The organism is Crystallibacter permensis, assembly GCF_025960875.1.
Lineage (GTDB): Bacteria > Actinomycetota > Actinomycetes > Actinomycetales > Micrococcaceae > Crystallibacter > Crystallibacter permensis.
Genome location: NZ_JAODLR010000005.1, coordinates 215,794 through 228,536 on the forward strand (window position 1 = coordinate 215,794; position 12,743 = coordinate 228,536).

Sequence of the window (12,743 nt, forward strand, 5' to 3'; positions counted from 1 at the left end):
ATGGCAGTTTCATCTGAAATCCAGGCTCCGCGCTCCGGTCGCGTTGCACCGAAGTACACCCGCCATGGCAGCTCCCGCGGCAACTTCGAAATGCTCGCATGGCTCTTCATGCGCGTTTCGGGCCTCGTCCTGGTTGTCCTGATCTTCGGCCACCTGTTTGTGAACCTCATGGTCGGCGAGGGCGTGCACGCCATCGACTTCGGCTTCGTGGCCGGCAAGTGGGCCGACCCGTTCTGGCAGATCTGGGATCTGGCGATGCTGTGGCTGGCCATGCTGCACGGCACCAACGGTGTGCGCACCATCATCAACGACTACGCGGACAAGGACGGCACGCGCTTCTGGCTCAAGACCGTGCTGTACGCGGCCACGGCTGTCATCATTGTGCTCGGCACCCTGGTGATCTTCACCTTCAATCCGTGCCCGCCAAACGCCGCTGCTGAACTGCTGCCTTCCTTCTGCCCCGCACCGTAGTCCGGTGCCCGGCCGCGCAGGAAACGCGGCCGGCAGATCATCAAGCAGAACGCCGCGGGCCCTGCCGTCGGGGCAGCACCTGAGGCAGCATCAGCCCGTGAAGAACATTTGGTTTCAACAGAAAGAGCATCTGGTATGCAGGTCCATAAGTACGACGTCGTTATTGTCGGTGCCGGTGGCGCCGGTATGCGCGCCGCCATTGAATCAGGCCAGCGCGCACGAACAGCAGTACTGACCAAGCTTTACCCCACCCGTTCCCACACCGGTGCGGCACAGGGCGGCATGTGCGCCGCCCTGGCGAACGTGGAAGAAGACAACTGGGAATGGCACACCTTTGACACGGTCAAGGGCGGCGACTACCTGGTAGACCAGGACGCCGCCGAGGTCATGGCGAAGGAAGCCATCGACGCTGTGCTGGACCTGGAAAAGATGGGCCTGCCCTTCAACCGCACGCCCGAAGGCAAGATCGACCAGCGCCGCTTCGGCGGGCACACCCGCGACCACGGCAAGTCCCCCGTCCGCCGCGCCTGCTACGCCGCCGACCGTACCGGTCACATGATCCTGCAGACCCTGTACCAAAACTGCGTCAAGCACAACGTTGAGTTCTACAACGAGTACTACGTGCTCGATCTGCTCATCGTTGAGGAAGATGCAACGCGCGAGGACGGCAGCGCTTACAAGCAGAAGCGGGTTGCCGGCGTCGTTAGCTACGACCTTGCCAGCGGCGAGATCCACGTTTTCCAGGGCAAGTCCGTTGTGTTCGCCTCCGGCGGCGTGGGCAAGGTCTTCAAGACCACCTCGAACGCGCACACCCTGACCGGCGACGGCATGGGCATCGCGTTCCGCCGCGGCATCCCCCTGGAAGACATGGAGTTCTTCCAGTTCCACCCGACCGGCCTCGCCGGCCTGGGCATCCTGCTTTCTGAAGCTGCCCGTGGTGAAGGTGCGATCCTGCGTAACTCCGACGGCGAACGCTTCATGGAGCGCTATGCGCCGACCATTAAGGACCTCGCTCCGCGTGACATCGTGGCCCGTTCCATGGCCAACGAAGTCCGCGAAGGACGCGGCTGCGGCCCGAACAAGGACTACGTCCTCCTGGACCTGACGCACCTGGAGCCGGCGCACATCGACGCCAAGCTCCCGGACATCACCGAGTTCGCCCGCACCTACCTGGGTGTGGAACCGTACACGGATCCGGTGCCGGTCTTCCCGACCGCGCACTACGCCATGGGCGGCATCCCCACCAACATCAAGGCCGAGGTGCTGCAGGACAACGACACCGTTGTTCCGGGCCTCTACGCCGCCGGTGAGGTTGCCTGCGTTTCGGTCCACGGCTCCAACCGTCTGGGCACCAACTCGCTGCTGGACATCAACGTCTTCGGCAAGCGCGCCGGTATTGCCGCCGCCGAGTACGCCAAGACCGCCGAGTACGTCGAGGTTCCGGAAGACGCCGACCAGTTCACCATCGATCTGATCGAACAGGTCCGCTCCGCCAACGGCACCGAACGCGTGGCCCAGCTGCGCAAGGAACTGCAGGACACCATGGACGCCAACGTCCAGGTCTTCCGCAGCGAGCAGACCCTGAACGAGACGCTGAATGTGATCGCTTCCCTGCGCGAGCGTTACAAGAACATCGGCATCCAGGACCGCGGCCGCCGCTTCAACCTGGACCTGCTCGAAGCCGTGGAACTGGGCTTCCTGCTGGACATGGCCCAGGTCATGACCGTTGCCGCCCTACACCGCGAGGAGTCGCGCGGCGGCCACTTCCGGGAAGACTTCCCGGACCGCGATGACGAAAAGTTCATGAAGCACTCCATGGCATACAAGGATGACTTGGCTACGTCCGAGTCCGTCGCCGGTATCCGTCTGGAAACGAAGCCGGTTATTTTCACGCGCTACGAACCGATGGTGAGGAAGTACTAATGACCGCTGAAACTGTGGAACCTGCATCCAAGGTTGAACTGGCCCCGGGGGTCGGCGGCGGCGGGGAAATCCCGAGCTTCGACATCACCCTGAAGGTCCGCCGGTACAACCCGGAGGTTTCGGAAGAAGCCCACTGGGACGACTTCAAGCTGACCATGTACGGCACGGACCGTGTGCTGGACGCGCTGCACAAGGCGAAGTGGGAGCACGACGGCTCGGTTTCGTTCCGCCGTTCCTGCGCCCACGGCGTCTGCGGCTCGGATGCCATGCGCATCAACGGCCGCAACCGTCTGGCCTGCAAGACGCTGCTGAAGGACCTGGACACGTCCAAACCCATCCTCGTCGAGCCCATCAAGGGCCTGCCGGTGGAGAAGGACCTGATCGTGGACATGGAGCCGTTCTTCCAGTCCTACCGCGAGATCATGCCCTTCCTGATCAACTCCGGGCACGAGCCGACGCGGGAGCGCCTGCAGTCCGCCGAGGACCGCGAGCGTTTCGACGACACCACCAAGTGCATCCTGTGCGCTGCGTGCACCTCGTCCTGCCCGGTCTTCTGGACCGACGGCCAGTACTTCGGCCCGGCCGCCATTGTCAACGCACACCGCTTCATCTTCGACTCGCGCGATGATGCCGGCGACATGCGTCTGGAGATCCTCAACGACAAGGAAGGCGTGTGGCGCTGCCGCACCGTCTTCAACTGCACCGAGGCCTGCCCCCGCGGCATCCAGGTGACGAAGGCGATCTCCGAGGTCAAGAACGCTGTGCTGAACCGCAAGATCTGATCCGTCCCGGCTTGCCGGGTCTGCCAGGTCCTTACGACCTGCCAGCATACGTAAGGTGCCGATTCGTCAGGAATCGGCACCTTACGCTTTTAACCATCCGCCCGCATTCCGGCTTTACGGCCAGACAGGAGCAGCATGACCACGTTCGAGAAAGTGAGCTTCCCCGGGGTTGACGGCACCACGCTGGCCGGGGTCCTGGATATTCCCGACGGCGAAGTGCGGGCCTGGGCGCTGTTCTGCCACGGCTTCACACTCGGCAAGAACAGCGCGGCCGCGGCCCGGATCTCCAAAGCGCTGGCCCGGCACGGCATCGGCGTGCTGCGCTACGATGCCGCGGGCCTGGGCGGTTCCACCGGCGACTGGTCGGCGGCAACGTTCTCCACGAAGATGGCGGATATCGGCAGTGCGGCGGCATTCATGCGCGGCAGCGGGCGCCGGATCTCGCTGCTCATCGGCCACTCCCTCGGTGGGGCGGCGGTGCTGGGTGCCGTCGGCAGCCTCGACGAGGTCAAGGCCGTGGCCACCGTGGCCGCCCCGTTCCGGCCGGACCATGTGATGCACCTTTTCGACGAAGAGATTGACGACGTCGAACGCACCGGCTCGGCCGAAATTACCTTAGGCGGCAAACGGCTCGAAATCCGCCGGCAACTCGTGGAAGATCTGCGCCGAACCGATCTCACCGGCTGCATCAGCAACCTGGACCGGCCGCTGCTGGTCATGCACTCCCCCACTGACAACACCGTGGGTGTGGAGAACGCCGGAGAGATCTTCGCGGCAGCCAAGCACCCCAAGTCATTCATCTCGCTCGAAGGCAGCAACCACATGCTCACCGACCGGGATCAAACGGACCGCGCCGGCCTCCTGATCGCCGCCTGGGCCAACCAGTACCTGGATACCGAAGACCCGCTGAGCTGACCCGGCTCGGTTGCCGGCTCAGGGAAGGCTTGCGCCGCCGAGCGCGGGGTCGAGACTTCCGTCCTGCTTCAGCCGGGCGCGCCGGCGCAGCGACAGGAAGCCGCGCGTCCGGCCGCCGGCCTGTTCGCGCGCGTGCAGGTCCGCCTTGCCGATGGCACCCCACGCCGTCGCAATCAGATATATCTGGCTAAGGAAGTAGAACCAGACAAACAGGCCAAGGATCACGGCGAACGGCGCCAGCAACGGGTTGTTCCCCACCGTGCCCAGCAGGTCGGAGGCGAAGTACCGCAGCACGGTGCTGCCGAGCCCGGCGATCAGCGCCGCCTGGAACATGATGCTGCGCGGCATGCGGATGCCGGAAGCGATCCGGAACAGCACCACGGCGGCCGCCATGTCCAGCAGCAGCATGACCAGCACCGCGGTGATCTTGGTCAGCGGAACCACTGCCCCGCCGTCGAAATGGAGCAGGTCGATGATCAGGTCCAGCGCGGTGTTGGCGATGCCGGCCACAGCTGAGGTCAGCATCAGCGCCACTCCCAGTAACAGCAGCGTGCCAATGTCCTTGAGCTTGATCAGAACCGGGTTCCCCGGCAGCCGAGTGAGCCCGAAGACCCCGCGCATCCCTTCGCGCAGCCCCGCAATCCAGCCCAGGGAAGTCAGGACCATGGCGGCTGTAGAAATGATCAGAGAGACGCCGAACGCCCCGCCCTGGGAGAAGAGCTGTTCCGGCGTGGCTAAGCCGCCCTCACCGATCAGGCCGGGAGTGGAATCGATAACCACTTCCACCACGGCCTGCTGCAGGTCGCGGTTTCCGGAGGCGATGAGGCCGAAGATGGAGAATCCGGCCACCAGCATCGCTGCCACGGAGAAGAACATGTTGTAGGCGCTGCCAGCGGCCATCAGCGGCCCGTGGCGCATGCTGTAGAGCATCCAGACGCGCATCACCCGCCGGGCCTGGGCTTTGGCAAGCAGGTACTGCACGGCGGCCAGCAGGGTCTTGCCCGAGAAGCCTTGGCGGCGGGCCCGGACGTAGGCGCGCCGCTTTTCCAGCTCGGCGACCTTCAGCTTCTGCCGTTCGAGCGGGTGCGGTGTTTCGGATTTACTCCCGCTGCTGCCCGTCGCCTTGCGCGCTGCCCTCTGCGCCGATTTCTGTCCCAAAGCTCAGCTCTTCCCGCAGTATCCAGACACCTGACGAATCGTGCTCGTACAGGCCCATGCTACTAACGGTGAAGGAAGCGTCATAGTCTGCAAGCTTGTTTTCGGCCGCATCCATGCCGGCGTCGCTGACATCGTGGGCCACGGTGATGTGCGGGTGGAAGTCGAATTCCAGTTCCCGGGCCAACGGGCCCGCCTGCAGCTTCCGGTGCAGTGCAACGATCTCATCGAAGCCCTCGGCAATGTTGAGGTAGACCACCGGCGATACCGGGCGGAAGCTGCCGGTGCCGCGCAGGGCCACGGTGAAGGGCTGCTGGCTGCGGGCAATCCGGCGGACGTGCTCGGTAGTCTCGGCCCAGTCCGCTACCGGCGTCGTCGTCACCAGTGTGACGTGCGGCGGGATGACGGCGGCCATCGGGTCGCCGAAGGAGGCACGCCAGCCTTCAAGGTCGCCGGCCAGCGGCTCCGGAATACCAATAACGACGCCGGCGCAGCCCACCTCAGGCAGGGCAGCCTGAAGGACGCCGCCGTCGGGAGTGACGCCGGGGTCCACCTGCAGCCGGTGCTGGCACATTGCTAGCGCCGTGCTCCTGCGGGCAGGAAACCGACCTTGTCATACACATCGGCCAGTGTAGCTGAGGCGATTCCGCGGGCCTTTTCAGCTCCGCGGGCAAGCAGCCGGTCCAGCTCGGCCGGGTCGTCCAGCAGTTCCTGGGCACGGGTCTGGATGGGCGCGAGCCGCTCGACCACGAGTTCAGCGAGATCCACTTTCAGGTGGCCGTACATCTTGCCCTGGTAATCCGCAACGATCGAGTCGATGCTCTTGCCGCTGAGCGTGGAGTAAATGGTCAGCAGGTTGGACACGCCGGGCTTCGCTTCACGGTCGAAGCGGATCTCGGTGCCGTCGTCGGTCACCGCGGACTTGATCTTCTTGGCCGCGGTTTTTGGGTTGTCCAGGATATTGATCAGGCCCGCCGGGGAATCGGCCGACTTGGACATCTTGGCGTTCGGGTGCTGCAGATCGTAGATCTTCGCCCCCTCCCTCGGGATCACCGCTTCAGGAACCACGAAGGTCTCGCCGAAGCGGTGGTTGAAGCGCTGGGCCAGGTTGCGCGCCAGTTCCAGATGCTGGCGCTGGTCTTCGCCGACCGGCACGCCGTACGGGCGGTACAGCAGAATGTCCGCGGCCATGAGGACCGGGTAGGCAAACAGGCCCACGCTGGAGTGCTCGGCTCCCGACTTCTGCGACTTGTCCTTGAACTGGGTCATCCGGGAGGCCTCGCCGAAACCGGTAATGCAGTTCAACACCCAGGCCAGCTCAGCATGCTCGGGCACATGGGACTGGACGAAAAGGGTGGACTTCTCGATGTCGATCCCGCCGGCAATGTACTGCGCCACGGTCACCCGCGTGCGCGTGGCCAGCCCGGCCGGGTCATGGTCCACCGTGATGGCATGCATGTCCGGGACGAAGAAGATCGAATCGTATTCGTCCTGCATGCTGACCCAGTTCACCAGGGCGCCGAGGTAGTTGCCGAGGTGGAGCGAATCCGCCGAGGGCTGCATGCCGGAGAGCAGCCGCTTTCGCGAAGTGCTTCCGGCGGCCTGGGTGGTTGCGGCGCTATCGGTGGTCTGGGTTGTGCTGGTCATATGAGCAGGATCTTTCTAGAAGCGGTAGTCCACTACCAAGGGTGCGTGGTCTGAGAAGCGCGCGTCGTAGGTCTCGGCGCGGTCGACAACGGCGTCGGACGCGAGGGCCGCGAGCTCCGGGGTGGCCATGTGGTAATCGATGCGCCAACCGGCGTCGTTGTCGAATGCCTGCCCCCGCCACGACCACCAGGTGTACGGACCGGGGACCTCGCCCGCGAGGGAACGGTGCACGTCCTGCCAGCCGACGTCGTCGCCGAAGAAGCGGTCGAAGTAGGCCCGTTCCTCGGGGAGGAAGCCGGACTTCTTGACGTTGCCCTTCCAGTTCTTGATGTCCAGGGTGGTGTGGCCGACGTTGAGGTCGCCGACCACCAGCGCGTAGTCCTTGGTGGTCTTCAGCTCCGTGAGGCGGTTGCCCATGACGTCCAGGAAGCGGAACTTGTCCACCTGCTTCGGGGTGTCCACCTGGCCGGAATGGACGTAAGCGCTGACCACGGTCAGGGTCTTCGTGCCGCCGTCGGACGGGATCTCGAAGTCCGCTTCGACCCAGCGGCCGGAGGCAACGAAATAGTCGTCGCCGATGTGGTCCCGGGTGGCCACCGGAGCGGTGCGGGAGGCGATGGCGACGCCGGCACGGCCCTTCGCTTCGGCTTCGGCGTGCAGGATGTGCCAGCCGTCCCCGAGCAGTTCGCGCACAATCGCGTCAGGTGCCCGGACTTCCTGCAGGCACAGAATGTCCACATCGCGCTCCGCCAGCCAGGCTTCCATGCCGCGCTTGTAGGCGGCCCTGATGCCATTGACGTTGACGGTGGCGATCCGTAGTTTTTGCCGTAGTGCGGTGCCTGCTCCGCCTGCTGCAGTACCGGATTCCTGAACGATGCCCTCGGGTGCCAAACTCACTCGACTACCTTACCCAAGCCCGCAGCTCAGTTGACAACCGTGCCCGTAACCGGACCCTCGCCGTCGTTCTTGCGGATCATGCCGCGGCCGTTGTGGGCGGTCACCTCGATGGTATCGAGCGCGCGCTCCACCATGCCCTCGTCCTTGCCCAGGTAGTCCCGGACGACCTTGGCCTGGACCTGGACGATCTTGAAGCTGTGGTCCAGCTTCTCGTCCCGGACGGCGTTGGCCCTGGCCACCTGCTCCTCCACCACGGCGGTGCCGCCGGCGGTGCCCTGCGGCATCTGCTGGGCCGCGAAGTCTGCCTGGGCCGTGGCGAACTTCTCCTTGGCCTTCTTGGTGGCACCCCGGACGCTGAACACCACGAAGGCAGCCAACAGCAGCCAGCCGAGCGCGATGATGGCCACAATCCAGCCGATCACATCGTTCTGGTTGGCGGCGAAAACGACGGCGAAAAGAAAGACCAGCACCATGACGGCGATGCCGAGGTTGCCCGCCTTGAACGGTAGGACGCGGTTGGCAGAGGTGTTGGCTGAGGGGTTCCCAAGGGATTGCATGGACTTATTGTCTCAAATCCTTCCCCAGCGCGCGGGCTGCTTCCACCGCAGGCGAACGATCCGCCCCGGCCCGTGTACGAGGTCCCCTCTTAGCCCGACGTCAGACCGTCTCTCATCCGTTCACCAGACAGCGTTACCAGAGCACCAGGCAGAAGGGATGGCCAGCCGGATCCAGATAGACCCGGAAGGTTTTCGTGCCCGCCTCCATGCTGGTGGCGCCGAGCTTGAGGGCAAGTTCTTCAGCAATGTCCAGGTCCTTGACCCGCACGTCGACGTGCATCTGCTGCGGGTGCTCGCTGCCGGGCCACTGCGGCGGCACGTAGTCCTCCACCTTTTGGAAATCGATACCGGGGCGGCCCGTCCCGTCGCCGATGCTGATCCAGCCGTCCTCGTCGTGCTGGATGCGGATCATGCCCAACAACTGTTCGTAGAACGTGGCCAGGGAATCCGGATCCGGACAATCTATGACCAGCGACTGCCATGTGCCTATCATCGCCAACTCCTGAACTTGGTTCACGCGTTTCACGGGGCACTTTCCATCATGACCTGCACCGGGAGGAGCTGGCTACCGCAGCTGGCCTGCCGAACGGATAAGAAGCCCTCGTTTACTTCAGGAACAGCTTCCGCAGCCTCGCGGTGGTCAGGATCAAGCCGAGCACGATCATGACCAGGTAGTAAAGCACGTGGATGCCGGTGGCGGCGGTAAAAGTGCCGACGCTGAGCTGGCGCAGCAGTTCCACTCCGTGCCACAGCGGCAGCGCCTGGATCACCCACTGGATGGCCTGCGGGTAGACGGACAGCGGGTAGAACGTCGCGCTGAACAGGAACATCGGCAGCATGATGAAGTTGATCCAGTCCATCTGCTGGAAGGTCTTCATGAAGCTGGTGATGCCCATCCCGAAGGACGCGAAACCAAAAGCAATAACCACCGACGCCGGAATCATCAGCAGCGCCCAGGGCGTGGTAATCAAGCCCATCACCCCCATGATGGCGGTGAAACCGGTGGCGTAGAGGGCGCCGCGGAGCAGGGCCAGCGTGATCTCGCCGAGCGCCACGTCCAGCGGGCCCAGCGAGGTGTAGAGCATGCCCTGGTACAGCTTGGCGAAGTTCAGCTTGAAGAACACGTTCCAGGTGGAGTCGTATACCGCGCCGTTCATCGCAGAGACGGCCAGCAGCGCCGGGGCGATATAGGCGATGTAGCCGATCTCCTGGCCGCCCGGGCCTTCCACGGTTCCGATCAACGAGCCGAGCCCGATGCCCATGGCAATGAGAAAGAGCACCGGCTCCACAAAACCGCTGGCCATGATGGCCCAGTTGCTGCCCCACGTCGCCTTCAGACCACGTGCGACGACGGCACGTACGTTTCCCGAGTACAGGGAACCGAAGGGGCGGCCGGACGGCAGGAGCCGGAACTGGTCGCCGGAGGAAGTTTGGCCGCTGCCGGCGATCCGGCTCATTTGCCCAGCCTCCGTTCGTAGATCCGTTGGGCGAAGACCCAGCCCGCCAGTGCCAGCACCGCCAGGTACAGCACGTGGGTGATGGTCAGCCAGACCGGTTCCTCGTATCCGTAACTGAGCACCCGGCCAAGTTCGGCGGAATGCCACAGTGGGGAAACCCAGCCGATCCACTGCACAGCCCACGGCATGGAGGCCAGCGGGAAGAAGGTGCCGGAGAACAGGAACAGCGGCATGACGATGAACCGCTGGACCATGGCAAACTGCCCGCGGTCCTCCGTGATGCTGGCGGCGTAGGCCATCAGCGGCAGCCCGAAGGCCATTCCGCCTAGGGCAGCCGTGAAGATCATGATCCAGCCGGTCGATTCGGGCACGGCCCCGAACAGCAGCAGGAACGCGAAGTAGATTCCGGTGGTCAGCAGCAGCCGGAAGGAAACCCCCAGCGCGTGGCCGTTGACCAACTGATGGCTGCCCAACGGGGAGGCGTTGGGCCCGTAGTAGGTCCGCCGCCATTTGAAGCCCGACATCACGGGATAGGTGTTCTCCTCACTCGCCACCATGATGCCGGCCGTGGCCAGCAGTGCCGGGGCCACAAAGGTGAGGTAGGAAACCGCGGCGCCGTTGCCGGCGTCGAGCGTTGCATTGGTGTTGGCATCGACCAGGGAGGCCAGTCCGATGCCCATGGCATACAGGTAGACCAACGGCATGCCCACGGCCGTCATGGCCACCGTCCAGCCGTAGCCGCGCATGGTGCGGATCCAGTGTTCGGCGAAGTAGAGAGAACCGTATTTCCGGGCCTTCGCCGCGGACTGCTCGGGAGTCAGGGGAACGCGGAGGGACAGCAGCGGTGTGGCCGCGTCTGCCTCCCGCGCGCTGGCGGATCCCGGGGACGGGGTGGGCCCGGGATGGGCGGACCCGTGCTCCGCGGACCCGTGCTGGAGGTGGTTCTCAGTCAACGAGGCTCCTGCCGGTCAGGCGCAGGAACACGTCTTCCAGACTGGAGCGGCGCACCAGCGAGGTAACCGGGTGAAGGCCGCGGGCGCTGACCTGTTCCAGCGATGTTTCGCCGTCGTGCGTGTAAATCAGCACGCGGTCCGGCAGGGTTTCCAGGCGCTCGCCGATCCCCTCCAGCTGGGCGGCCACGGTGGCGTTGCGCTCGGAGCCGAAGCGCAACTCGAGCACCTCCCGCGTGGAGTATTCGCGGATCAGGGCGGCCGGTGATCCCTCGGCCATGATTTGCCCCTTGTCCACCACAATCAGGCGGTCGCAGAGCTGCTCGGCCTCGTCCATGTAGTGGGTGGTCAGCACCAGGGTCACCCCCTGTTCCTTGAGCCGGAACAGCCGGTCCCACAGGATGTGCCGCGCCTGCGGGTCCAGGCCGGTGGTGGGTTCGTCCAGCAGCAGGATCTTCGGCTCGTTGATCAGCGAGCGTGCGATGGTCAGCCGGCGCTTCATGCCGCCGGAGAGCGAGTCGACCTTGGCCTTGGCCTTGTCCGAGAGCTGGGCGAACTCGAGCAGTTCGTCCGCCTTGGGGCGCAGGTAGCTGTACGGCAGGCCGAAGTAGCGCCCGTAAACGATCAGGTTGTCGCGGACCCTGAGGTCCTCGTCCAGATTGTCCTGCTGCGGGACCACGCCCAGATGGGCGCGGACCTCGGGTCCATGCTGCTCCGGGTCCAGGCCCATGATGGCCAGTTCGCCGGAGGTGCGCTGGGAGACGCCGCCGATCATCCGCATAGTGGTCGATTTGCCGGCGCCGTTGGGGCCGAGCAACCCGAAAGATTCACCGGCGGGCACGTCGAAGGAGATGCCGTTGACCGCGGCGAAGTCCCCGTACTTCTTGGTGAGCCCGCGGGCGGAAATAACCGTTCTGGTCAGCTGTTTCGGCACGGCGATGTTAGGCACATCACAAGCCTAATCGAGTTCAGTGATTGAGCAAAGTCAATCACCCCGAGCCGGGTCAGGCCGGCGGCAGATTGCGGGCATTCCGGGCGGCGCTCGCGGCGAAGGTGACCATTGCCTCCGCACGGTCCGTCAGCCGGATGGCTTCGGGCCAGACCATCTTCACCCCCACCGGCTTCACCGCCGGCGCGATCGGCTTGGGCACCACCGGCAGCCCCTCGTAGGACGAATCGATCGCCGGCCGCTGCACCAGCACCGAATACCCGACGCCGCGGCCCACCAGCGAACGCGTGAGCTCGAAGTCCGTGGTGCGGTAGCGGATGACGGGGCTGACGCCCGCCTGCTCGAACAGCGTCATGGTGTGGTGGCTGCTCGGCGGGGCATCCAGCAGGATCATCGGGTCCTCGGCCAACTCCTGCAGCGAAACCTCCGGCCGTTCCGCCAGCCGATGGGATTGCGGCAGCAGCACGTAGCCCCGCACATCGTAAAGCCGGACCGAACCCAGCCCGGGACGCAGGTCCATGTCGTACACGATGGCCAGGTCCAGCTCACCGGCGAAGAGCCGCTCCTGGATCCGGTCCTGCGGGCCTTCGACGAAGTCCAGTTGCACCTTCGGATGGTTCACGGTGAAGCCCTCGATCAGCACCGGCAGGATGGTCGGCGCCACGGTGGCATAACAGCCGATCACCAGCGGGCCGGCCAGCTCCCGTCCGCCGCTGCTGGCGTTGAGCTCCAACTCCTCGGCCGAGCGCAGAAGTTCCGCGGCCTGCATGTAGAGGTACGTTCCGGCCGGCGTCAGCGAAACCCCGTGGGCCTTGCGCCGGACCGTCAGCTGCGTCTTGAAGATTCTTTCCAGCTCGGTCACCGCTGCCGCGACAGCGGTCTGGGACACGTGCAGCTTCGCCGCGGCCGCGGAAATGGTTCCTGCTTCCGCCACGGCAGCAAAGTAGGAGAGTTGCCTGAGCGTGTAGCGCGCCACCATTCCTCCTATCCCCCGCTTTTCTGCGGATAAAGCAACCATTTATGAACTTTACCCGGGGATA

The 12,743-nt window shown here is 64.7% G+C and carries 14 protein-coding genes; 4 read left to right on the plus strand and 10 right to left on the minus strand.

What is annotated here, in order from left to right:
• The 4 genes from B0G38_RS08405 to B0G38_RS08420 all read left to right on the plus strand — a co-directional run bounded on the left by B0G38_RS08405 (window position 1) and on the right by B0G38_RS08420 (window position 4,091).
• Window positions 1-471 carry a succinate dehydrogenase hydrophobic membrane anchor subunit gene (locus B0G38_RS08405; RefSeq protein WP_264669010.1) on the plus strand — a complete coding sequence of 157 codons (471 nt, stop codon included), beginning with the start codon at window positions 1-3 and terminating at the stop codon, window positions 469-471.
• 135 nt (window positions 472-606) lie between these two features.
• Entirely contained in the window at window positions 607-2,394 is a 1,788-nt protein-coding gene (sdhA, locus tag B0G38_RS08410) for a succinate dehydrogenase flavoprotein subunit (RefSeq protein WP_264669011.1), read from the plus strand.
• Window positions 2,394-3,176, plus strand: a complete 783-nt coding sequence (locus B0G38_RS08415; protein ID WP_169991144.1) for a succinate dehydrogenase iron-sulfur subunit — start codon at window positions 2,394-2,396, stop codon at window positions 3,174-3,176. Before sdhA ends, B0G38_RS08415 begins: the two co-directional genes overlap by 1 nt.
• A gap of 135 nt (window positions 3,177-3,311) precedes the next feature.
• Window positions 3,312-4,091, plus strand: coding sequence for an alpha/beta hydrolase family protein (locus tag B0G38_RS08420; RefSeq protein WP_264669012.1), 780 nt, complete (start codon window positions 3,312-3,314; stop codon window positions 4,089-4,091).
• Between the two features lie 18 nt (window positions 4,092-4,109).
• On the opposite strand, the gene B0G38_RS08425 is transcribed toward B0G38_RS08420, so the two are convergent.
• The 10 genes from B0G38_RS08425 to B0G38_RS08470 form a co-directional block, all read right to left on the minus strand.
• Window positions 4,110-5,249: a YihY/virulence factor BrkB family protein gene (locus B0G38_RS08425; RefSeq protein ID WP_264669013.1), complete on the minus strand. Its 1,140-nt coding sequence runs from the start codon at window positions 5,247-5,249 to the stop codon at window positions 4,110-4,112.
• Window positions 5,191-5,820, minus strand: a complete 630-nt coding sequence (locus B0G38_RS08430) for a 2'-5' RNA ligase family protein (protein ID WP_264669014.1) — start codon at window positions 5,818-5,820, stop codon at window positions 5,191-5,193. Before B0G38_RS08430 ends, B0G38_RS08425 begins: the two co-directional genes overlap by 59 nt.
• Before the next feature lie 2 nt (window positions 5,821-5,822).
• On the minus strand, window positions 5,823-6,893 hold the full coding sequence (gene trpS / locus B0G38_RS08435; protein ID WP_264669015.1) for a tryptophan--tRNA ligase: 1,071 nt from the start codon (window positions 6,891-6,893) through the stop codon (window positions 5,823-5,825).
• 15 nt (window positions 6,894-6,908) lie between these two features.
• On the minus strand, window positions 6,909-7,769 hold the full coding sequence (locus B0G38_RS08440; protein ID WP_264669089.1) for an exodeoxyribonuclease III: 861 nt from the start codon (window positions 7,767-7,769) through the stop codon (window positions 6,909-6,911).
• Between the two features lie 47 nt (window positions 7,770-7,816).
• Entirely contained in the window at window positions 7,817-8,347 is a 531-nt protein-coding gene (locus B0G38_RS08445) for a hypothetical protein (protein WP_264669016.1), read from the minus strand.
• Window positions 8,348-8,480: 133 nt separating this feature from the next.
• Window positions 8,481-8,840 carry a VOC family protein gene (locus tag B0G38_RS08450; protein WP_169991979.1) on the minus strand — a complete coding sequence of 120 codons (360 nt, stop codon included), beginning with the start codon at window positions 8,838-8,840 and terminating at the stop codon, window positions 8,481-8,483.
• A 112-nt stretch (window positions 8,841-8,952) separates the two neighbouring features.
• Window positions 8,953-9,804 carry an ABC transporter permease gene (locus B0G38_RS08455; protein ID WP_264669017.1) on the minus strand — a complete coding sequence of 284 codons (852 nt, stop codon included), beginning with the start codon at window positions 9,802-9,804 and terminating at the stop codon, window positions 8,953-8,955.
• Entirely contained in the window at window positions 9,801-10,646 is an 846-nt protein-coding gene (locus B0G38_RS08460) for an ABC transporter permease (protein WP_264669090.1), read from the minus strand. The genes B0G38_RS08455 and B0G38_RS08460 overlap by 4 nt, the downstream gene beginning before the upstream one ends.
• Before the next feature lie 103 nt (window positions 10,647-10,749).
• Complete coding sequence (locus B0G38_RS08465; RefSeq protein ID WP_413542047.1) at window positions 10,750-11,703, minus strand: ABC transporter ATP-binding protein; 954 nt, start codon at window positions 11,701-11,703, stop codon at window positions 10,750-10,752.
• 55 nt (window positions 11,704-11,758) lie between these two features.
• Entirely contained in the window at window positions 11,759-12,682 is a 924-nt protein-coding gene (locus B0G38_RS08470; protein WP_264669018.1) for a LysR substrate-binding domain-containing protein, read from the minus strand.
• Between the last annotated feature and the right edge of the window lie 61 nt (window positions 12,683-12,743).